The following is a 21,812-nucleotide window of genomic DNA, read 5'->3' as shown; positions in this document are numbered from 1 at the left end:
TCGGTCAAGCCGGTCCCAAACGAGCCGTTTTGAGCCGTATTCACTAGGAGTTCACGCCTGTGGCCCTGATACCGAGATGGCCGACGCCCGGGGCGCGCCGCCGCACCCCACCCCGGCGAAGAATCGCCGCCGTCGCCGTGACCGCACTCGCGGCAGCGTTCCTCCAGCCGATCGCGGCGCGGGCGCAGACCCCGCCCGCGCCGCCCTCGGACGCGAAGCTCGCCGCCGAGCCGGCCCGGCACGACGACACCCGCGAGCAGTTCTACTTCGTGATGCCGGATCGTTTCGCCAATGGCGACACGTCCAACGACCGGGGCGGGCTGACCGGTTCGCGCCTCGCCACCGGGTACGACCCCACGGACAAGGGCTTCTACCAGGGCGGCGACCTGAAGGGGCTGACCAGCAAGCTCGACTACATCAAGAAGCTCGGCACCACCGCCATCTGGATGGCGCCGATCTTCAAGAACCAGCCCGTGCAGGGCGAGGGCAGCAACGCCTCGGCCGGGTACCACGGTTACTGGATCACGGACTTCACCCAGGTCGACCCGCACTTCGGCACCAACAAGGACCTCGCGACCCTCATCTCCAAGGCGCATGCCAAGGGTATGAAGGTCTTCTTCGACGTCATCACCAACCACACCGCCGACGTCGTCGACTATGAGCAGAAGTCCTACGACTACCTCTCCAAGGGTGCCTTCCCGTATCTGACCAAGGACGGGAAGCCCTTCGACGACGCCGACTACGCGGCGGCAGGCGCCGGGTTCCCGTCCGTGGGCGCCGGGTCCTTCCCCCGTACGCCCGTCGTGCCCGCCGCCAAGAAGAACGCCAAGGTGCCGTCCTGGCTCAACGACCCGACGATGTACCACAACCGCGGCGACTCCACCTATGCCGGCGAGTCCACCACCTACGGCGACTTCTCCGGCCTGGACGACCTGTGGACCGAGCGTCCCGAGGTCGTCAGCGGCATGGAGAAGATCTACGAGAAGTGGGTCAGGGACTTCGGCGTCGACGGCTTCCGGATCGACACCGTGAAGCACGTGGACATGGAGTTCTGGACGCAGTGGGCCACCGCGCTCGACGCGTACGCGGCCGAGCGGGGCCGGAAGAACTTCTTCATGTTCGGCGAGGTCTACTCCGCCGACACGTCGATCACCTCCCCGTACGTCACCCAGGGCCGGCTCGACGCCACCCTCGACTTCCCCTTCCAGGACGCGGCACGCTCGTACGCCTCCCAGGGCGGCAGCGCCAAGAAGCTCGCCTCGGTCTTCGATGACGACTACAAGTACACGACCGACAAGGCCAACGCGTACGAGCAGGTCACCTTCCTCGGCAACCACGACATGGGCCGCATCGGATACTTCCTGAACCAGGACAACCCGAAGGCCACCGATGCCGAGCTGGTGAAGAAGGACGAGCTCGCCAACGAACTGATGTTCCTCAGCCGCGGCAACCCGGTCGTCTACTACGGCGACGAGCAGGGCTTCACCGGTGCGGGCGGCGACAAGGACGCCCGCCAGACGATGTTCGCCTCCAAGGTCGCCGACTACCTCGACGACGACGAGCTCGGCACCGACCGCACGCACGCGAGCGACGCCTACGACACGAGTGCGCCGCTCTACAAGGAGATCGCCGCTCTCTCGAAGCTGCGCAAGGACAACCCGGCCCTCGCGGACGGGGTGCAGACAGAGCGGTACGCGGCCGACGGGGCGGGCATCTACGCCTTCTCCCGTACGGGCGGCAACAAGACCGAGTACCTCGTCGCCCTCAACAACGCGGGCGAGGCGAAGACGGCGACCTTCGCGACCGGCTCCGCCGACATGACCTTCCAGGGGATCTACGGGACCTCGTCCCGGCTGACGAGTGACGCCGGCAAGAACGTCACCGTCACTGTCCCGGCGGGTTCCGCGGTCGTCCTCAAGGCGGCCCGCCCGCTCGGCGCCCCCGCCGCGAAGCCCTCGCTCACCCTGAAGGCGCCGGACGCGGGCGCCACCGGCACCGTCGAGCTCGGCGCCGACGTCACCGGCGGCTCGCTCGACCGTGTCGTCTTCGCCGCCCAGGTCGGAGACGGGAAGTGGCGGACGCTCGGCTCCGCCGACCACGCCCCGTACAAGGTCACCCAGGTCATCGGCAAGGACGTACCCGCTGGAACCGCCCTGCGCTACAAGGCGGTGGTCGTCGACTCGGCCGGGCGGACCGCGAGTGCGACGGCCACGAGCACCACCGGGACCCCGCCCGCCCCCGAAGTCCCCACCGCCTCCTCGCGCGACTACGCGGTCGTCCACTACAAGCGCACCGACGGCGACTACACCGACTGGCGGCTGTACGCCTGGGGCGACCTCGCCGACGGCGAGTCGACGACCTGGCCCGCCGGCCACGACTTCATCGGCCGGGACGCCTACGGTGCCTTCGCCTACGTCAAGTTGAAGCCAGGCGCCTCCAGTGTCGGCTTCCTCGTCATCGACAAGGACGGCAACAAGGACGTCGCCACCGACCGCACGATCGACGTCACCAAGACGGGCGAGGTCTGGGTCGAGCAGGGCAAGGACGCCGTACAGACCCAGCGGCCCGACTACCCGGCGCAGGACACGACCAAGGCCGTACTGCACTACCACCGCGCCGACGGCGACTACACCGGCTGGGGACTGCACGTCTGGACCGGAGCCGCGACACCCACGGACTGGTCCAAGCCCCTCGAACCGGTCAAGACCGACGCCTATGGCGCCGTCTTCGAGGTGCCGCTCACCGCGGGTGCCACCAGCCTCAGTTACATCCTCCACAAGGGCGACGAGAAGGACCTCCCGACCGACCAGTCGCTCGACCTCACCGCGAACGGCCACGAGGTGTGGCTGGTGAACGGGCAGGAGAAGTATCTGCTCCCGCAGCCCGCGGGCAGCGCGGCCGCGCTCGACCTGACCACCTCCAAGGCGGTCTGGATCGACCGGAACACGGTCGCCTGGAACGGCTCCGAGGCCGCGGCCTCCACCCAGTTGCTGTACTCCCACGACGGCTCGATCGCGGTCAAGGACGGGACGCTGACCAGCGACGACGAGCGCTGGCTCCGGCTTTCCAAGACGACCCTCACCGACGCCCAGAAAGCCGCGTTCCCGCACCTCAAGGACTACACCGCCTGGTCCGTCGACCCGCGCGACCGGGGCCGGGTGAAGGAGGCCCTGAACGGTCAGATCGTCGCCTCCCAGCGGGCCGCGAACGGCGCCGTGCTCGCGGCGACCGGCGTCCAGATCGCCGGCGTACTGGACGATCTGTACGACGCGACCGAGGCACAGCTGGGTCCGACGTTCCGTGACGGTCGTCCCACGCTGGCCGTGTGGGCGCCGACCGCGCAGAGCGTGGCGCTGGAGCTCGACGGCTCCACGGTCGCCATGAGGAGGAACGACACGACCGGCGTCTGGTCCGTCACCGGCGCGAAGTCCTGGCGGAACAAGCCCTACCAGTACGTCGTGAAGGTGTGGGCGCCCACCGTCCGCAAGGTCGTCACCAACAAGGTCACCGACCCGTACTCGCTCGCCCTCACCGCCGACTCCGAGCGCAGTCTCGTCGTCGACCTGAAGGACAAGTCCCTCGCCCCGAGCGGCTGGTCCTCCCTGAAGAAGCCCAAGGCCGTGCCGCTGCGGGACGCCCAGATCCAGGAGCTGCACATCCGGGACTTCTCGGTGGCGGACAAGACCGTCCCGGCGAAGGACCAGGGCACCTACCTCGCCTTCACCGACAAGAACAGCGACGGGTCCAGGCACCTGCGGGCCCTCGCCGCGTCCGGCACCTCGTACGTCCACCTCCTGCCCGCCTTCGACATCGCCACCGTCCCCGAGAAGAAGTCCGAGCAGGCGACCACCGGCTGCGACCTCGCCTCCTACCCCGCCGACTCCCAGAAGCAGCAGGAGTGCGTCGCCGCGATCGCCGCGAAGGACGCCTACAACTGGGGCTACGACCCGTACCACTACACGGTCCCGGAGGGCTCGTACGCGAGCGACCCGGACGGCACCGGCCGAACGGTCGAGTTCCGCCAGATGGTCAAGTCGCTGAACGAGGACGGTCTTCGGGTCGTCATGGACGTCGTCTACAACCACACGGCCGCCAGCGGTCAGGCCGACACCTCCGTGCTCGACAGGATCGTGCCCGGCTACTACCAGCGGCTCCTCGCGGACGGGTCCGTCGCCAACTCCACCTGCTGTGCGAACACGGCCACCGAGAACTCCATGATGGGCAAGCTGGTGGTGGACTCGATCGTCACCTGGGCCAAGGAGTACAAGGTCGACGGCTTCCGCTTCGACCTCATGGGGCACCACCCCAAGGCCAACATCCTGGCGGTCCGCAAGGCCCTGGACGCGCTGAGCCTCGCGAAGGACGGGGTCGACGGAAAGAAGATCATCCTGTACGGGGAGGGCTGGAACTTCGGCGAGGTCGCCGACGACGCCCGCTTCGTGCAGGCCACCCAGAAGAACATGGCCGGCACGGGCATCGCGACCTTCTCCGACCGGGCGCGTGACGCGGTGCGCGGCGGCAGCCCCTTCGACTCCGACCCCGGCGTCCAGGGCTTCGCCTCGGGGTTGTACACCGACCCCAACTCCTCTACGGCCAACGGCACTTCGGCCGAACAGAAGGCCCGGCTGCTGCACTACCAGGACCTCATCAAGATCGGGCTCAGCGGCAACCTCGCCACCTACCGTTTCACCGACACCGACGGCAAGGAGGTCAAGGGCTCCGAGGTCGACTACAACGGTCAGCCCGCCGGATACGCGGCGGCACCGGGTGACGCCCTCGCGTACGCCGACGCGCACGACAACGAGTCCCTGTACGACGCCCTCACCTACAAGCTGCCCGCCACGACCGGCGCGGACGACCGGGCGCGGATGCAGGTCCTCGCCATGGCGACCGCCGCCCTCTCCCAGGGCCCGTCGCTCTCCCAGGCGGGCTCCGACCTGCTGCGCTCCAAGTCCCTCGACCGCAACTCGTTCGACAGCGGCGACTGGTTCAACGCCATCCACTGGGACTGCCGGGACGGCAACGGCTTCGGACGCGGACTGCCGATGGCGGCCGACAACGCGTCCAAGTGGCCCTACGCCACACCCCTGTTGAGCACCGTCAAGGTGGGATGCCCGCAGATCGAGGGCAGCTCGGCCGCGTACCAGGACCTGGAGCGGATCCGTACGACCGAGAGCGTCTTCTCGCTGTCCACCGCCGGGCAGGTGCAGTCGAAGCTCTCCTTCCCGCTGTCCGGCAAGGACGAGACGCCCGGCGTGATCACGATGGAACTCGGCGACCTCGTCGTCGTCTTCAACGCGACTCCCAAGGCACAGGAGCAGACGGTCGGCGCCCTGGCCGGGACGGCGTACGCGCTGCACCCGGTGCAGGCGGCGGGCGCCGACCCTATCGTCAAATCCTCCTCTTACGAGGGGAAAACGGGCACGTTCGCCGTTCCGGGGCGCACTGTGGCGGTATTCTCCCGGACCTCCTGAAAGGGCATTACCTTGGTGGGGCAGACCTCGAACCCGGTCTGCCCCACCGGCGTGTCCAAGGGCTGGCAGATGGAAGTCAACGGCAAGCGGACAGACACGACCGTGCTGGTCGTGGACGATGTGGCGGCCAGTCGGTACGCCATGAGCGCCGTGCTGCGCCGCGCCGGTCACCAGGTGATCCCGGTCGCCAGCGGCTCCGAGGCGCTCGTCGAACTCGACGTACGGCTGCGCAAGGGCACCCTGCCCGACGTGGCGCTCGTCGATGTGGACCTGCCGGACATGAGCGGCTTCGAACTGTGCCGTCGGCTCAAGGCCCGGCCCCACATGGCCGGCCTGCCCGTCGTGCACTTCTCGGCCGCCGCCGTGGACGCGGGTGACCGCTGCCGGGGCCTCGACGTGGGCGGCGAGGCGTATCTGACGGTGCCCGCCGAGCCCGAGGAGATCGACGCGGTGGTCCGGGCCGCGGTGCGCGCCGCCCGTCTCAGGGCCGACGACCAGGCGCTGGCACGGCGGCTGACCCGGCTGGCGGAGACGGTCGTCGCCATCCAGACGGCGCGCTCCCCGCAGGAACTCGCCGACGCCGCCGCCGACGGCGCCGCGCGGCTCACCGGCTCTCCCGCCGCCGTCTTCGTCCTCGGCCCGGACGACGAGCTGTACCGCGGCACCTCACGGGACCGCACCTCGCTCGCGATGCCCGACGAGGGCGCCCACCGGTCCGTGGCCGGACTGCTCCGACGGCTCACCCGGGGGCAGTCGGGCGTCCAGATCACCACGGTGCCCGCGCCGCTGTGGCCGGCCGGGTTCTTCCGGCCGGGCGTGCAGCACGACGCCCGCCTGGCGCTGATCCCCATCCAGGAAGGCCGGGCCTCCGTGTGCCTCGCCACGCCCACCCGCGGGATGCGCCGGGTCAGTCCCGAGGACGAGGCCCTGCTGGCCCGGCTCGCCGAGGCCACCGCGCTCGCCGCCGAACCGCTGCTCATGTACCAGGTCGAACGGCACGTCGCGCTCACCCTCCAGCACAGCTTCCTGCCCCAGCCGCACCGGCTGCCCGAACTGCCGGGCGTCGACGTCGTGGTCCGGTATGTGCCCGCGTCCGCGGAGACCGAGATCGGCGGCGACTTCTACGCGGCCCTGCGCACCGGCGAGGGCGTGCTCACCGCGGTCGGCGACGTCGTCGGGCACTCGCTGGAGGCGGCCACCGTCATGGTGGAGATCAGGCACGCGCTGCGCGCCTACAGCGTCGAGGAGAGCGACCCGGCCGTGCTCGCCGAGCGCCTCGACCGGATGCTCCAGCGCTACCACCCCGGCATCACCACGACCGTCTGCCTGGTCCTGGTCGACCCCGCCACCGGACGCACCCGCATCGCCAACGCCGGCCACATCCCGCCGCTGATCATCCGGGACAACGGGGGCGCCGACTACTCCAAGGCCGCCGGCCCGCTGCTCGGTGTGGGCCTGCCCCACCCGTCGCCCACGGAGCTGTTCCTCGAACCCACCGACCGGCTCCTCATGGTCACCGACGGCCTGATCGAGACCCGGGGCACCGATCTGGCGGTCTCGATGGAGCACCTCCGCGCCGCCGCCACCGGCGCCCTGCCCAGCCTGGACGCCCTCTGCGACACCCTGCTCGACTGCTTCGGCCGGGACCGCGAGGACGACATCGCACTGCTGGCGCTGCGGCTAGGGTGACCGGGAAACCCTAGAACAGGAGTGCCCATGCCGAACATCACCGTCGAGCATTCCCCGGCTCTCGACCACGTCGACTGGCGCGCCTTCGCCCTCGCGCTGCACCCGGTGGTCGTCGAGACCGCCGCCGCGAAGATCGAGGCGTGCAAGACGCGGACGCTGCGCACCGAGGACGAGGTGGTGGGAGCGGAGGCGGACCCGGACGCGCACGCCATCGTGCATGTCACGCTCGCCCTGCTGGCCGGCCGCACCGAGGAGACCAAGGCGAAGCTCACCGAGGCCACCCTTGAGCTGCTGCGCAAGCACGTCGAACCCACCGACGGGCGCACGCTGCACGTGTCCGCCGAGGTGCGCGAGCTCGACCCGTCGTACCGGAAGTACGTGCAGTAACCGCTATGCGGCGGCCGGGGGTGAGGCCAGCGCGATCAACCGGACGGCGAGGTCGGTGAACGGCCCGTCGCCCGGGTCGCCCTTGAGCGCCCGGCGCAGCAGCTCGCCCAGCTCCTTGTCCTGCGTGGCGCTCACCGCGGCCAGCGCCGCGAAGTCCTGCACGAGCTGCACCTCCAGCTCGCCGCGCGGAATCCGCCGCCCGTCCAGCCAGATCAGCGCCGTCGACTCGACGAGCGAGATCCAGGAGCGGATCACCAGCTCCAGGCGGGCGGGCGGGTCCTCGACCTTCAGATGCGACAGGATCTGGACGTAGGCGGCCTGCCGCACCGCGTCGACAAGCGCGTTGGTCTTGGAAGAGCCGACCGCGGGACCGCCGCGCATCAACGCCGAGAAACCGGGCCCGTGGTCGTCCACGAAGTCGAAGAAGCGGCGCATGACCCGCAGCAGCCGCGAGCCCAGGGGGCCCTCGTGCGGCTCCACGAAACGGCTCGCGAGATCGTCCGAGGCGCGCTGCAACGCCGCCTCGTACAGGCTGAGTTTGCCGGGGAAGTAGTGGTAGACCAACGGCCGTGAGATACCCGCGGCCGAGGCTATCTCGTCGATGGAGACCTCGTCGGGTGAGCGTCGGCTGAAGAGGTCGAGGGCCACGCCGATCAACTGCTGCCGCCGCTCCTCGACACCCATCCTGCGGCGTACCCCGGTTGTCATACGAACACCTTACCGATCGGATCCGGCCCCGAACGGGCCGGTCCGGCCATGGTCGTTCACATGTCCAACACGAGGCGATCACCGAGCGCCCGCGACACACAGATCAGCATCGAGTCACCACGCTCCGTGTCGGTGAGCAGTTCGTCGCGGTGCTCGATCTCCCCTTCCAGCACGCGCTGTTGGCAGGTTCCGCAGAATCCCTGCTCGCAGGAGTAGGCGGTGTCGGGCAGTTCGGCGCGTACGGCGGCGAGCACGGTGGTGTCGGCGGCGACGCTCACCGTACGTCCGCTGCGGCGCAGTTCGACCTCGAAGGCGCCGTTGCCCTCGGCGGAGGTGCCCGGCGTGAACCGCTCCAGGTGCAGCGCCGCACCGTCGGGCAGTCGGCGTCCGACCGCCTCCATCAGCCCCTCGGGGCCACAGCAGTGGACGGCCGCGCCCGCCGGCACGTCCGCGAACAGCGCGTCGAGATCGGGCCGTCCGTCCTCGTCCTCGGCCACGACGGTGACCCGGCCGCCGCGCAGCTTCCCGATCTCCTCCAGGAACGGCATCGACGCGCGCGACCGGCCGCCGTACAGCAGCCGCCACTCCGCGTGGTCCTGGACCGCCCGCAGCATCGGCAGGATCGGTGTGATCCCGATGCCGCCCGCGACGAAGACGTACGCGGGCGCCGGCGCGAGGGGGAACCGGTTGCGCGGCCCCCGCACCTCGACCTCCATGCCTTCCCCGAGCTGTTCGTGGACCTCGCGCGACCCGCCCCGCCCGTCCTCGACCAGCCGGGCCGCGACGGTGTACGACGAGGTGTCCTCCGGGTCCCCGCACAGCGAGTACTGCCGTACGAGCCCCGAGGGCAGGACGAGGTCGAGGTGGGCGCCGGGCTCCCAGCGCGGCAGACCGTGCCCTTCCAGGCGCAGTTGTACGACCCCGTCGGCGACCCGCTCGTGCCGGGTGACCAGCAGCCGCAGCGCCCGGGAGCGCGGCCGGCCGGAGATCGGCTCCTCCAGGGCGGGCAGCGGCCACAGCGGCGAGACCTCGATCCGGCGGCGCAGCGCCCGCCGGACGAGCAGGGCCGCACCGGCGACGGCGGCGACGGTCCGCAGCCGGGGCGTCATCCCGCTCTCCTCTCGGCCGCCGTCGCCGCCGGTGACGAGGCGAGATAGGCGACCGCCTGCTCGGTCGAACCCTCCTGGGAGGGGTGGTAGGTGCGGCTGAGGTAGCGGGGAATGGACTTGAGCATGTCGCCGGTCGACGGCAGTACACCCCGCTTCCCGCTCAGGTAGAAGTCCTTGAAGCTCGCCCTGCCCGCCGTGAGGGTCGGGTCGTTCTCCATGAAGAACCGCGCCCCGCGCTGCCACAGGAAGACCAGGGCGGTGAAGGCCGTGGCCCAGGTCCGGGCGCGGCGCCGGTAGCTCCCGTCGACGTGGAGGAAGAGTTCGAAGGCCACGGACCGGTGCTCGACCTCCTCCGCGCCGTGCCAGCGCATCAGGTCCAGCATGGTGGGATCGGCGCCGCGCCGGTCCAGCTCCTCGGCGTTCAGGATCCAGTCGCCGAGGAATGCGGTGTAGTGCTCGATCGCGGCGATGATCGCGACGCGCTCCATCAGCCACCATCTGCGGGCCCTGCCCGGCGGCAGGGTGCGGTCGCCGAGCAGCTTCTCGAAGAACCAGTCGACCTGGGCGGTGTACGGCGTCGGGTCGAGCCCGAGTTCCCTGAGGTGGGGGAGTACCTCGTCGTGGGCCTGCGAGTGCATCGCCTCCTGCCCGATGAACCCGATGACGTCCGCGCGCAGCCGCTCGTCCCGGATGTAGGGCAGTACCTGCTTGTACACGTGCACGAACCAGCGCTCACCGGCCGGCAGCAGCAGGTGCAGCACGTTCATGGTGTGCGTGGCGAACGGCTCCCCCGGCACCCAGTGCAGCGGTGTGTCCTCCCAGGAGAACGACACCTTCCGCGCCTTGAGCGGTATCCGCTCGGACTCGACCGGCCGGGGCAGCCGGGCGGCATGCTTGTTAGACATGCCGTCAATGTACTGACGGGTAGGTGTCGGGAGAACCCCTGTGCGCCCACTTGTTGACGCGAGGGCCGGACGACCGACCTCACATCCCGGCACTTCCGGCGGAGCGCTCAGCGCAGTCCGTCGACCGCTCGTCCGTCCGTCAGGGTGCCCTTCAGTCCGGCCTGATCCCCCTGCTTCGTCCGTACGGCGAGCAGCGCGCCCCGGGCCGTCCCGCTCACCCCGCCCGTCGTGCTGATCGAGGCGGTGTCCTTGCTGCCCGCCGCGAGGAGGTACCAGTCGCCCGTGCCCGACTTCCACAGCACGCCCGCCAGCACATGGGGGTCACGGCTGCCGCACGCGGGCGAGTTCTCGGCCTTCGCCGCGATGGCGCCGTACGCCCCGTCCGGGGTGTGGAACTGGGCCAGGACACGGGTGCCGTCGCCCCGCCAGGTGTCGGCCCGGGTGCACACCCAGGCGGCCTGCCCGCTCGCGTCGGGCAGCGGCTGCTGTGCGTACTGCCAGGCGTTCACGGCCCGCACGCCCTGGGAGCGCACGGCGGCCAGGGAGCAGGCGAACGGCGCCCAGTTCCGCAGCGCCGCCGGGCCCGCGGCCTCGTGGGGTGCCGCGGGCGGCCCCGAGGTGAGATGGGCCGGGATCAGCTCGCCGAGATCGGTCAGCAGGTGCGGGCCCGAGGTGTCGGTCACCTCCATGACGTTCCACGAGGTGCAGGTGCCGGCCGGGGCGGCGGGGGCCAGCGGCGTGCTGACACCCTCGGCCGAGAGGGTGAGGGGCGTCGGGCCCGCGGTCGGCTTCATCAGGTCGCGCTCGGCGGCCCTGGTCACCCAGGGGGCGGTCAGATAGCGGACGTTGCCGTCGGCCCGGTCCAGGACCAGCGCCTCCGCCTCGGCCCCGGTCGCGCCGTCGACCCGGGCGAAGTCGAGGGCCGCGCCGCCCGTGCCGGCGCGCGACTCGGCGTACCGGGCGATGCGCAGTCCGTCGTAGAAGAGCACCACGCGCGCCTGGTCCACATCACCGGCGTACAGCAGTTGCGGCGGTCCGGCCGGGGCACCCGAGGGAGTGCCGGGCGTAGCCGAGACCTGCACGGACTCGCCGGGCCTGGCCCAGACCGCGAGCGCGCGGCGCAGCAGCCCGGTGTCCCCGGCGAGGTTGCCGCGCGCGGGCCACACGGAGAAGTCGGTGCGCGCGGACGACCGCCACGCCGTCGGGGCGACCCGCGTCACCTTCCCGGGGTCGAGGGCGGCCTCGGCGGCCGGGTTCTGCGCGTACGACGGGGCGGCGGCGCCGTCGGGTCCCCAGCCGCCGCTGGGCAGGGCGAGCAGCGCGCCGCAGACGGCCGCCGCGACGCCGGCGGCGAGCGCGGCCTTCATGTGCTGTCTGCGCCGCATCAGGTCGGTGGGCCGGGCGTGCAGCGAACAGGGGTCGAACTCGGGGGACAGGAGCAGGGCGTCCCTGGCCTCGACACCGCCCGCCTCCTTGAGCGCCGCGCCCGGGTCGTCGACGCCCGCGGCCGTCAGTGCCTTGCGCACGTCGGGGTCGGGCAGCTTCTCCAGGCCGCGCAGGACATACGCCGCGCGGGCGGGACCGGACAGGGCCGACAGTCGCTGGTCCAGGGCGAGTTCGTCGGCGCCGCCCGAGCGCGGGAAGAGCCTCAGGCCCCACACCTGGGGCAGCAACGGAGGCAGTTGGGACCGCTTGGGCCAGGCCGCGCGCCGCAGCGGCACCCCCGCCTCCAGCGCCGTACGTACGACCTTGAGGCGGACGAGGGCGTAGCCGGGGTCGCCGTCACGGCCGGTGGCCTGGGCCGGGATCAGGGTGGCGGTCGTGCGCCCCCGGGGCAGGGCGCGCTGGGTGAGGGCGTGCGCGGTCAGCACCCGTCGGTTGCGGCCGAGGCTCGGCGGCAGCACCAGATAGGCGAGCCGGACGAGCCGCGGGTAGTGCTCGACGAGAGCGGCCTCGGCCTGCTCGACGTCGACGACCGGTCCTGGGGAGGCTGCGGAGCGCTGGGCTACATCCTGTGACTGCACGTTCAGCAAAACGAGCGAATCGGTGGATGGTCACCTGGCTCCGGAGAGTTACTCCCCGGGTTGTACGAGCAGCCGCGCGTAGTTCGCCATGGACCGCTGGTAGCGCGGCAGATGGGGCGCGAGGGCGGCGATCACCAGCGAGAGGCCCTCGCGTTCGCGGCCCAGGTCGGCGAGGCAGAGCGCGAGGGTGGCACGTACGGCATCGTCCAACTCGTCGGAAGAGGCATCGAGTTCGGGAGTGAGGAGCTTGACGCCCTCCTCGGCCTGCCCGATGTTCCGCAGGGAACTGGAGAGTTGGATCTTGGTGCGGCGGGCGCGGTAGCCGCCGAGGCCGCGGGCGAGCGCCTCCCGGTACAGCGGTACCGCCTGGTCCGAGTGGCCGGTGGAGTCCCAGGCGCAGGCCCGCTCGAAGGGGCCGACCGGGCTGTCCGCGGGCAGTTCGGCGACCAGCGCGTCGATCACCGCGCGGAAGTCCGCCGCGTCCGCTTCTTCATAGTCGTCGAACGTGGCCCAGGCCGCCGCCGTACGCTCTTCCCAGTCTTCGGTCACGGCCACACCTTCGCACACACGTGCCCGTTGCGGCATCGGCATTCCCACCGGATGTCTTTCCGTCCGTATCGGGGGAGATTGAGCACTTGGCGCGCCGCAGCCGTATCGAAGACCAGGGCCCTCGCCGGGGCTCTCGACGGCGTGGGCGCCGACAGGCACCGGAGGAACGTATGAGGTTGACACGCGAAAAGCTGAGCGGGCACGGCCTTGTGGTCGTCGCGGCCGCGGCCCTGCTGGCGCTGACCGGCTGCGGTGGGTCGGGCGGGGGAGGAACCAAGAGCGACTCGGCCGACCGGGTCCCTGCCACCGCGACCGGCAGTCTGGAGGATCTGGCGGCCGAGGTGAAGTGCAAGCCGGACATACAGACGGATGCCGACGAGATCCGGCAGGCGATCTGCAAGAACACCGACGGCAAGTTCGTGCTCGCGACCTTCGCCACCGACCGCGGCCAGCGCGAGTGGATCAACGACGCGAAGGACTACGGCGGGTTCTACCTCGTCGGCGCCAAGTGGGTCGCCGTCGCCGACCAGAAGGTGGTCACGGAGCTGCGCGGCACGCTCGGCGGTGACATGGAGGTCGGGACCGACCACCACCAGCATTCCCACAGCGGCTGAGCCGCACGTACGGCACACACGCAGAAGGCCGGTGGCGGGATCTGTCGCCACCGGCCTTCTCACTGCCGTGCCTAGCTCTTCGGTGAGGCGACTACTGCCTTCGGTGAAGGGCTACTGCGTCAGTGAAGGGACTACCTGCACTGCTTGCCGGTGTTGATGCAGTTGGCGATCTTGTTCGCCAGGCCACCGGTGGTGACGCTGATGAAGTCGTCGTGGTCGGTCGCCGACTTGTGGAGCTGCTCCGGGAAGCCGTCCACCGCGAACGCGTTCTTCACCACGCCGTTCTGGAGGACCGGCGGCGCGATCTTGTAGACCAGGCGCATCGTCAGCTGCGGGATCGCCTTGAAGCCGTTGCCGCAGACGCCGCTCGCCGGATCGGCGAAGGCCACGTGCGTGCGGTGGTTGGCGCTGTCGATGTTCTGGCCGTCCCAGCAGCTCTGGAAGGCGAACGTGCGGACCACGTTGCTGCCCTGCGGGCAGATCGGGTACTGCGTCGTCAGCTGGACCTTGTTCTCGAAGCCGGTGCAGCTCCAGTGCGCGTTGGCGTTCGCCAGACCGTTGGTGGTGGTCTTGGCGTCACCGGTGATGATGCGCAGGAACTGCGGCATCGCGACGACCTTGCTGGCCGGGCTGCCGACGTACTTGATCTGTGCCTGTACGGGCGTCAGGATCTTGCCGACGTTGCCTTCCTTGCCACCGCCGTCCGCGTTCTGGTCGAAGTCCTGCGTGCCGTTCTGGAGACGGACCACCGGCCAGTAGTACGACGACAGGTCGCTCTTGTTCTGGCAGCTGGTCCCGCCCTGCAGGAACGTCTGGTTGCTGGAGAACGCGTTGACCTTCTGGTTGCCGACGTAGTCGTGCAGGTGGTGCGCGCCGTTGGTCACGCCGGGCGCCACGATCACGTTGTCCGTGTTGTGGTTCTTGTTCGCGTTCACGCCGCACTGGGTGGTGAACGTACCGCTCGAGGCGTTGGCGCCCTTCTGCGGCTTGCCCTGGACGTTCGCCGCGACCTTCGTGATGTCCACGAAGTCGGCGGCGACGGGACCGTTTCCGGCCTGACCGCCGATGTTGGCCGGCGCGCTCGCGCTCGGAGCCGCGCTGGCCCCGGCGCCGCCGTTGTTCTGCTGGCCGCCGTTGTTCTGGCCGCCGTTCTGCTGGCCACCGTTGTTCTGTTGGCCGCCGTTGTTCTGCTGGCCGTTGTTCTGGCCACCAGCGGTGGTCTGGGCCTGGTCGGCGGTGGTGCCGGTGCAGGCGGCGAGACCGTCCAGCGAGCCCGGCGCGGCGGCGCCCACCCGAGTGAAGTCGATCTTGATTCGGCCGATGACCGCGGTCCGCTTGTCCTTGAGCGGCGACAGGATCGCGTTCTGGACGAAGCCCGCGTCATTGGCCTGAGCCTGACGCGACGAGGCCAGCCGGGCGTAAGCCTCGGTGATCTGCTTGTCGAGCGTGGCCAGCTCCGTGTCGACGTTCGACTTGGCGTTGGCGGGCACGCTGGTCAGTTTCTGCCCGACATCGGGGCAGGAGATGGTGGCGACCTGGGCGGCGGCTGCCTTGGTGGTGTTCGGGCTCGAGTTGGTCTCGTGCGCCGAGGCGTAGAAATTCGCCCAGATCAATCCGCCCCCACCGATCGCGAGCGCCGCGGATGCGGCAACGGCGCGAACAGCCAGCGGCGAACGTCGTTTGCGAGTGTTGCGTCCCATGGAACTCCTCTGACTTCCTTGCGGGGCATCGAGGCGCCCGACAGGAGTGAAGCGGCGTCCATCAGTACGCAGGTGACTCCTGAGGCGTTCAGAAACCCTGGAAAATCTTAGAAGTTCGTGAGGTCATTTCCGGCGCAATGGTCTCAGAAGCGCATGTTTTTCGAGGAGTTGATCTCGGAAAACAGGTTTGAATGATATTCAACGGCGTCGGCGGGTCCTTCGTCATCCCTGGCCGCCGTGATCCAAATACGCCAGTACGGCGAGTACGCGCCGGTTGTCGTCGTCGGAGACCTCCAGCCCCAGTTTGGTGAAGATGTTGGAGGTGTGTTTGGCGATCGCCCGTTCTGTGACCACGAGTTGGGCAGCGATCGCCGCGTTCGAGCGTCCCTGGGCCATCAGTTCGAGCACCTCCAGCTCACGTGGGGTCAGCCGCCCGAGGGGCTGCGCGGTGTGTGAACGCCGCGCCAGCAACTGCTGGATCACCTGCGGATCCATCGCGGTCCCACCCGCGGCGACCCGTCGTACGGCGTCGATGAACTGCTCCGCGTCGAACACCCGGTCCTTGAGCAGATAACCGACCCCGCCCGTGCCGTCTGCGAGCAACTCCCGTGCGTACAGCTGCTCCACGTGCTGGGAGAGCACGAGCACCGGCAGCCCCGGCCGCTCCCGACGGGCCTGGAGCGCGCACTGCAGGCCCTCGTCCGTGTGCGAGGGCGGCAGCCGTACGTCGACCACGGCGACGTCCGGCGCCAACTCGGCCAACGCCCGGGTGAGTTCGGGCCCGCTCTCGACGGCGGCGGCGATCTCGAAGTCGTACGCCTCGAGCATCCGGACCAGTCCGTCGCGCAGCAGGAACAGGTCTTCGGCTAGGACAACGCGCAAGGGATCTCCATGGTGACCATGGTGGGACCGCCCGCGGGGCTGCTGACGGCCAGGACGCCGTCGAATGTACCGAGCCGCCGCTCGACGCCGGTGAGCCCCGAGCCCGCGCCGACCCGGGCGCCGCCCTCTCCGTCGTCGGTGACGGTGATGCGGAGCGTTCCGTCCCTGTGCTGGAGGTCGACCCAGAGGCGCTCGGCTCCGGAGTGCTTGACCGCGTTGGTCAGCACCTCGCTGACGGCGAAGTACGCGGCGGACTCGACGGGGGCGTCGGCGCGGCCGTCCATGTCGACGTCCACCTCGCTCACGAGAGGCAGCCGCAACACCAACGCCCTTACCGCGTCGCCGAGTCCACGCTCGGCGAGCACGGGAGGATGAATACCCCGTACGAGGTCGCGCAGCTCGGTGAGCGCCTCCGCGGAGGATCGGCGGGCCTGGGCGAGCAGTTGCCGGGCTTTGGCCGGGTCCTTCTCGATGAGGACCTCGACGGTCCCCAGGTCCATCCCCATGGCGACCAGTCGCGCCTGCGCCCCGTCGTGCAAGTCCCTCTCGATGCGCCGGAGTTCGGCCGCCGACGTGTCCACGGCGGTACGCCGGGTCTCGGTGAGGACGCGGACCCGTTCGGCGAGTTCGCCGTCACCGGAGGCGAGGACGGAGCGGGTGAGGAGGAAATGGACCCGCAGGAGGGCGGGGGAGAGGGCGTAGGAGGCGACGAGGAGCGCCGCGCCCAGTGCCCCCGCGAGGAGGGCGGTGCCCTGCCCCGACACCGGCACGAAGCCGTACCACCATCCCACGTGCGTGCCGTCCGTGAAGACCCGCCACAGGCCGGCCGCCAGTGCGAAGCCCTCCAGGGGGTAGAAGAGGAGGCCGGCGGGCAGCAGCGCGGTCACGAACCCGGCGGTCATGTCGACCACCAGCCAGCCGAGATCGCGCCAGGTCGCCGGGTCCCCCAGCATGCGGAAGCAGCGCGTCCACAGGGTCGTGTCCGTCGGCAGGCTCCGGTACGTGGACGGAATCCGTATTCCGCACCACTCGGCGGCGATGATCCGTCGCCGGTCCGCGAAGGCCCGTACGCCGGTCAGGACCCAAGGGGTCGTGACGATCCCCACCCCCACCGGGACGAGCAGGATCGACACGACGGACAGTACGAAGAGGACGACTGCTCCGCTGAACCCCCCGACGGCCAGCATCAGCCCTCGTCCCCCGGCGACCAGTACCTCCGGCCCGCGCGTCCGTATGCCCCACCCGCTCCGCATCTCCATACCGCCAGTCTCACCGACCCGCCCCGCGGGGTCACTGGGCCGAGCACCAGGGTGGGGGTGGTGCCAGGTGCACCCCGGGGGGCTTTCGGCTACGGACCGGTGGGGGCTGGTCGCGCGGTTCCCAGGGATGGGACGGGCGGGGGCGGCGAGGGCGAGAACCAGGGGTGCGCTACCGGGTGAGTACCTTGGTCTCCAGGTCCGGCGGGAGGCCCACCGGGGGGCGGCCCGGGCGTTGGGGGGCCACCCCGCCGATGCCCCGGAGCCAGGTCCACGTGTCCGCGACCGTTTCCGAGACGGGCCGGCACCGCAGACCCGCCGCCACCGCCCGCGACACGTCCGCCCGATGAAGGGCGTCATGCATGTCGGACCCCACCGGCACCCACACCGGCAACTGCGTCCACGGCTGAATCCCGGCGTCGAGGACCACGGAAGGCTCGGTCCAACGGAGCTCCGCCCGCGCCCCGGTGACCCGGACGCACGCGTCGAGCAGCTCGCCCATCGTCGTATGCCCCTGCGGACTCATCAGGTTGTACGCCCCGCTCACCCCCGCATCCGCCGCCCCGAGGATCCACTCCGCGAGATCACGCACATCGACGTACTGGAGGGGGAGGGACCGGGGGCCGGGCGCGAGTACGGGACCGCCCCGGGCGATCCGGTTCAACCACCACGGCAGGCGCCCGATGTTCTCGTACGGCCCGAGGATCAGCCCGGACCGCACGAGCACCGAGCGCTCCGCGCCGAACGCGGAGACGGCGGCCAGCTCGCCGCCCAGTTTGTCCTGCGCGTAGTCGGTCTGTTCCGCGTCCTCGGACGCCCCTTCCACGAGCGGCGCGTCCTCGGCGTAGTCGGCGGGCGGAGCCCACGCGTAGACCGAGCAGCTCGACACGTACACATACCGCCCGGCCCGCCCGGCCAACAGCCGTGCCGTGTCGCGAACGGCCCGCGGCGCCGCCGACCAGGTGTCGACGACGACATCCCACTCACCGTCGGTGGACGCGTCGGCGAGCGCCGCGAGCCCGTCGGGGGCGGTCCGGTCACCCAGCAAGGACCGCGCCCCGGCGGGCGGCTCGCGGCGCCCGCGGTGGAAGACGGTCACCTCCCAGCCACGGCCGAGCGCCGCCTCCACCACGGCCCGCCCCGCGAAGTCCGTACCGCCCAGCATCAGCAGTTTCTTGGGTGTCATACGCAGGACTCTGCCCGCACGGTCCGCCGGACGGAACGGGAATCTGCTGACAGAAGATTTCCTGAGCCGCGTGCTGGGTCAACGCCCCGTCGGGGGCGCGTACTTGTACCCCACCCGCCGCACCGTCTGGATCGCCTGCCGGTGCTGCGCCCCCAGCTTGCGCCGCAACCGCGCGACGTGGACGTCGACGGTCCGCCCGTCGCCCACGTGCCCGTAGCCCCACACGGTGGTGACCAGTTGGTCGCGGGTGTGCACCCGGTGCGGTTGCGAGACGAGGTGCGCGAGCAGCTCGAACTCCAGGTAGGTGAGGTCGAGCGGCCGCCCGTCGACCTCGGCGGTGCGCTGCACGGGGTCGATGCGGACGAGCGTGTCGTCCGTCACGGCGGCGTCGGCGGGGGCCGGGGAGTCCGGGACGGCGACCGGCAGCAGGGGCTGCTGGTCGGCCGGTACGAGGACCAGGTAGCCGATCATCGGCGGCTGGCCGGGGAGTACGGGCAGGGTGTGCGGGGGAGCGGGCAGCCAGGTGGCGCCCGGCGGCAGGAAGTCCGCGACGTCGACCGCCTCGTCCCGGTGGACGGCACGGAGTCGGTGCCGCGCGGGGACGGGTGCCGGTGCGGAGGTGGTCGCGACGGACGAGAAGGAACGAGTGGTCGCCATGAGAGGTCAGCTCTTTCGCGCGAGGAGTTCGTCGGGAAGGTCGACGACCGCGAGTTCGTGGTCGGGGCCGTCGAGGACGTACGTCGTGCGCGCTGGCCGAAGGCCGGGGTGTACGGCTTTAGAGGGCCGGCGCGTTCGTCGCGCGGCAACACACCCGGTCGAAGTCGTGATGCTGACGGGAAGGCCAGAAGGGCTCCAGGTCGGGGCGACCCGTCGCGGTGTACTTCTGGAAACCGGCCATGCCCCCATTGAAGCAGAAGCCGGAGCCGCGCAGGAGACTCCTCTCACAGGTCGGACGCGCCCTTGGCGTGAACGTGACGCCGTACGAGGCCGATGTCGCGTAACGCGAGGAGGCGCCCACCATGACGGTGGGCGCCTCCTCGCGTGTGTGCGGGGCGGATCAGACCTGGTCGGCCTTCTCCAGGGCGGTGCAGCAGGTGTCGACGAGCAGGCGCGTGACGACGTACGGGTCGACGTTGGCGTTCGGGCGGCGGTCCTCGATGTAGCCCTTGCCGTCCTTCTCGACCTGCCACGGGATGCGGACCGAGGCGCCACGGTTGGAGACACCGTAGGAGTACTCGTTCCACGGGGCGGTCTCGTGCAGGCCGGTCAGGCGGTCGTCGATGCCGGCGCCGTAGTTCTTGACGTGGTCGAGCGGCTTGGAGCCCTCGCCCAGTGACTCGCAGGCGGTGATGATCGCGTCGTAGCCCTCGCGCATCGCCTTGGTGGAGAAGTTGGTGTGCGCGCCGGCGCCGTTCCAGTCGCCCTTGACCGGCTTGGGGTCGAGGGTCGCGGAGATGTTGAAGTCCTCGGCGGTGCGGTAGAGCAGCCAGCGGGCCACCCACAGCTGGTCGGAGACCTCCAGCGGCGCCAGCGGGCCGACCTGGAACTCCCACTGGCCGGGCATGACCTCGGCGTTGATGCCGGAGATGCCGAGGCCCGCCTCGAGGCAGTTCTCGAGGTGCGCCTCGACGACGTCACGGCCGAAGATCTCGTCCGCGCCGACGCCGCAGTAGTAGCCGCCCTGCGGGGCCGGGAAGCCGCCGACGGGGAAGCCGAGCGGGCGCTCCCCGTCGAAGAAGGTGTACTCCTGCTCGATACCGAAGATCGGCTCCTGCGCGGCGAACCTCTCCGCCACCTCGGCCAGCGCGGCACGGGTGTTGGACGCGTGCGGCGTCATGTCGATGTTCAGGACCTCGCACATCACGAGGACGTCGTCGCCGCCGCGGATCGGGTCCGGGAAGGTGGCGACGGGCTTGAGTACGCGGTCCGAGGCGTGACCCTCGGCCTGGTTCGTGGAAGACCCGTCGAAGCCCCAGATCGGCAGCTCGGCGCCCTTGGCGTCGTCGCCCAGTATCTTCGTCTTGGAACGGAGCTTGGCCGTCGGCTCGGTGCCGTCGATCCAGATGTACTCAGCCTTGAAGGTCACGGGCCACATCCTTCGGGGTGTGTCTACGGGCGCACTGCGGGTGCTGCGGCGCTGCGGCACTGGGGCGCCGCGGTACTGCCCGGCAGCCTGTCAACAGGCGATTTCCCGATCATTGCTCGAATGTGAACCCCGTGTTACCGGGTGTCTCTGTGCTGCGACTCACTCGCCGAGAGCGATGCGTGACCGCTGTCGGCGGCCCGCTCGCGAAGCCCGCCGGGACACGCCTCGGGCCACCGTGGCCCTCCCGGTCCCGGTGGCGGCGGCTCGTATGCGATGGGTTTGCGGACACGCACCGGGCTCTGCGCCCGGTGAACTCGCCCGACGTGCCGGTCCTGCTGTTCGTGGCCGCGAACAGCAGGACGCACGACCCGCACCGGGCGGCGGTCCGGGCCGCGGGGCTGCTGCCGCACGCGGCCCGGCCGGTACCGCCGTCCGATCGGCGGAGTTCCTCAGTCGTCAGATGGAGGCGCTCACCCCACCTTCTCGATCCGGGCCCGGCGGATCAGGAACTTGCCCGGCTCCCGGACCTGCTCGAACGCCGCGTTGTTGAGCAGCACGCAGCTGCCCGACACCGAGGTGACCTGCACGGTCGTGGACTTGTTGTTGTCCAGGTTCGTGACCTTGAGCTTGGTCCCGGCCGGGAACTGGTTGCTGGACGCGGCCGGGGCGCCCGCCTCGCCCGAGAGGGTGACGGTCGAACCGTTGCAGACCTGCTGTCCGGCGGCGGCGCCACCACCACCCGTCCCCTGCGCGGGTGCGGTGGTCTGCTGCTGCGCGGGTGTGGTCGTCGCCGGCTGGGCGGACTGCGCGGGCTGCGTGGTCTGGGAGCCCTGAGCCGACTCCCCAACCGCGCAACCGGACGCCTTCTGCTGCACCTTGATCTGAGCGATGACCGCCTCGCGGTTGGCGATCCGCGCCGCCGACTGCGCGTCGGGATTGGCCCGTTGGCCGTCGATGAACTTCTGGTTGTTGCCGAGGGCGGTGGTGAGCCCCTGGCAGACCGTCGAGTCCGCGGCGGACAGCGTCCGGCCGTTCTCGGTCTGCGCCGCGTTCGAGGTGGCCGCCATGGCGAACGCGCCACCTCCGGCCACGGCCGCGGCACTGACCAGCAGTGCGAGTTTCTTCTTGGGACTGAGAGTCCTTCTACGCGACATGCACGCCTCCTGTCCGTGGCCGCCTCGTGCGGCGACCGGATGCGATCCGTGTGCCGCTATGTACGAGATCCCGAACAGGGTTACTCAAT

The 21,812-nt window shown here is 70.5% G+C and carries 17 protein-coding genes; 4 read left to right on the top strand and 13 right to left on the bottom strand.

Annotated elements, in window-relative coordinates; all coding sequences use genetic code 11:
- The first annotated feature begins 65 nt into the window (after positions 1 to 65).
- From pulA to ACZ7M2_RS02600, 3 genes are all read left to right on the top strand, one after another.
- Positions 66 to 5,474, top strand: coding sequence for a pullulanase-type alpha-1,6-glucosidase (gene pulA / locus ACZ7M2_RS02610; protein WP_471594503.1), 5,409 nt, complete (start codon positions 66 to 68; stop codon positions 5,472 to 5,474).
- A gap of 69 nt (positions 5,475 to 5,543) precedes the next feature.
- Positions 5,544 to 7,163, top strand: coding sequence for a SpoIIE family protein phosphatase (locus ACZ7M2_RS02605; protein ID WP_471594502.1), 1,620 nt, complete (start codon positions 5,544 to 5,546; stop codon positions 7,161 to 7,163).
- Positions 7,164 to 7,190: 27 nt separating this feature from the next.
- Positions 7,191 to 7,550, top strand: coding sequence for a 5-carboxymethyl-2-hydroxymuconate Delta-isomerase (locus tag ACZ7M2_RS02600; protein WP_403687439.1), 360 nt, complete (start codon positions 7,191 to 7,193; stop codon positions 7,548 to 7,550).
- 3 nt (positions 7,551 to 7,553) lie between these two features.
- Here ACZ7M2_RS02600 and ACZ7M2_RS02595 read toward each other — a convergent pair whose 3' ends face one another.
- The 5 genes from ACZ7M2_RS02595 to ACZ7M2_RS02575 all read right to left on the bottom strand — a co-directional run bounded on the left by ACZ7M2_RS02595 (position 7,554) and on the right by ACZ7M2_RS02575 (position 12,881).
- Positions 7,554 to 8,258: a TetR/AcrR family transcriptional regulator gene (locus ACZ7M2_RS02595; protein ID WP_471593823.1), complete on the bottom strand. Its 705-nt coding sequence runs from the start codon at positions 8,256 to 8,258 to the stop codon at positions 7,554 to 7,556.
- 56 nt (positions 8,259 to 8,314) lie between these two features.
- On the bottom strand, positions 8,315 to 9,367 hold the full coding sequence (locus ACZ7M2_RS02590) for a PDR/VanB family oxidoreductase (protein WP_471593822.1): 1,053 nt from the start codon (positions 9,365 to 9,367) through the stop codon (positions 8,315 to 8,317).
- On the bottom strand, positions 9,364 to 10,272 hold the full coding sequence (locus ACZ7M2_RS02585) for a metal-dependent hydrolase (protein WP_060900739.1): 909 nt from the start codon (positions 10,270 to 10,272) through the stop codon (positions 9,364 to 9,366). The genes ACZ7M2_RS02590 and ACZ7M2_RS02585 overlap by 4 nt, the downstream gene beginning before the upstream one ends.
- 107 nt (positions 10,273 to 10,379) lie before the next feature.
- Positions 10,380 to 12,296, bottom strand: coding sequence for a hypothetical protein (locus tag ACZ7M2_RS02580; RefSeq protein WP_471593821.1), 1,917 nt, complete (start codon positions 12,294 to 12,296; stop codon positions 10,380 to 10,382).
- Between the two features lie 48 nt (positions 12,297 to 12,344).
- The gene (locus ACZ7M2_RS02575; RefSeq protein ID WP_471593820.1) at positions 12,345 to 12,881 is read right to left on the bottom strand and encodes a tetratricopeptide repeat protein; all 537 of its coding nucleotides are present in this window, start codon (positions 12,879 to 12,881) and stop codon (positions 12,345 to 12,347) included.
- A gap of 134 nt (positions 12,882 to 13,015) precedes the next feature.
- Between ACZ7M2_RS02575 and ACZ7M2_RS02570 the strand changes: the two genes are divergently transcribed.
- Complete coding sequence (locus ACZ7M2_RS02570; RefSeq protein WP_471593819.1) at positions 13,016 to 13,459, top strand: hypothetical protein; 444 nt, start codon at positions 13,016 to 13,018, stop codon at positions 13,457 to 13,459.
- Between the two features lie 131 nt (positions 13,460 to 13,590).
- On the opposite strand, the gene ACZ7M2_RS02565 is transcribed toward ACZ7M2_RS02570, so the two are convergent.
- The 8 genes from ACZ7M2_RS02565 to ACZ7M2_RS02530 all read right to left on the bottom strand — a co-directional run bounded on the left by ACZ7M2_RS02565 (position 13,591) and on the right by ACZ7M2_RS02530 (position 21,723).
- The gene (locus tag ACZ7M2_RS02565) at positions 13,591 to 15,159 is read right to left on the bottom strand and encodes a DUF1996 domain-containing protein (RefSeq protein ID WP_471593818.1); all 1,569 of its coding nucleotides are present in this window, start codon (positions 15,157 to 15,159) and stop codon (positions 13,591 to 13,593) included.
- A 222-nt stretch (positions 15,160 to 15,381) separates the two neighbouring features.
- Positions 15,382 to 16,041 (bottom strand): LuxR C-terminal-related transcriptional regulator, encoded by a 660-nt coding sequence (locus tag ACZ7M2_RS02560; protein WP_471593817.1) that lies wholly within the window; start codon positions 16,039 to 16,041, stop codon positions 15,382 to 15,384.
- Complete coding sequence (locus ACZ7M2_RS02555; RefSeq protein WP_471593816.1) at positions 16,026 to 17,300, bottom strand: sensor histidine kinase; 1,275 nt, start codon at positions 17,298 to 17,300, stop codon at positions 16,026 to 16,028. Before ACZ7M2_RS02555 ends, ACZ7M2_RS02560 begins: the two co-directional genes overlap by 16 nt.
- A 169-nt stretch (positions 17,301 to 17,469) precedes the next feature.
- The gene (locus ACZ7M2_RS02550) at positions 17,470 to 18,462 is read right to left on the bottom strand and encodes an NAD-dependent epimerase/dehydratase family protein (RefSeq protein ID WP_471594501.1); all 993 of its coding nucleotides are present in this window, start codon (positions 18,460 to 18,462) and stop codon (positions 17,470 to 17,472) included.
- A gap of 99 nt (positions 18,463 to 18,561) precedes the next feature.
- On the bottom strand, positions 18,562 to 19,140 hold the full coding sequence (locus ACZ7M2_RS02545) for a winged helix-turn-helix domain-containing protein (RefSeq protein WP_471593815.1): 579 nt from the start codon (positions 19,138 to 19,140) through the stop codon (positions 18,562 to 18,564).
- A gap of 118 nt (positions 19,141 to 19,258) precedes the next feature.
- Positions 19,259 to 19,504 carry a hypothetical protein gene (locus tag ACZ7M2_RS02540; RefSeq protein ID WP_471593814.1) on the bottom strand — a complete coding sequence of 82 codons (246 nt, stop codon included), beginning with the start codon at positions 19,502 to 19,504 and terminating at the stop codon, positions 19,259 to 19,261.
- A gap of 36 nt (positions 19,505 to 19,540) precedes the next feature.
- The gene (glnII, locus tag ACZ7M2_RS02535) at positions 19,541 to 20,569 is read right to left on the bottom strand and encodes a glutamine synthetase (RefSeq protein ID WP_471593813.1); all 1,029 of its coding nucleotides are present in this window, start codon (positions 20,567 to 20,569) and stop codon (positions 19,541 to 19,543) included.
- A 470-nt stretch (positions 20,570 to 21,039) separates the two neighbouring features.
- Positions 21,040 to 21,723 carry a hypothetical protein gene (locus ACZ7M2_RS02530; RefSeq protein ID WP_352051941.1) on the bottom strand — a complete coding sequence of 228 codons (684 nt, stop codon included), beginning with the start codon at positions 21,721 to 21,723 and terminating at the stop codon, positions 21,040 to 21,042.
- Between the last annotated feature and the right edge of the window lie 89 nt (positions 21,724 to 21,812).

The organism is Streptomyces sp. NPDC111507 (genome assembly GCF_055638955.1).
Note: the sequence above shows the minus strand (reverse complement) of the source record. Positions and strands in the feature narration are given on the sequence as shown.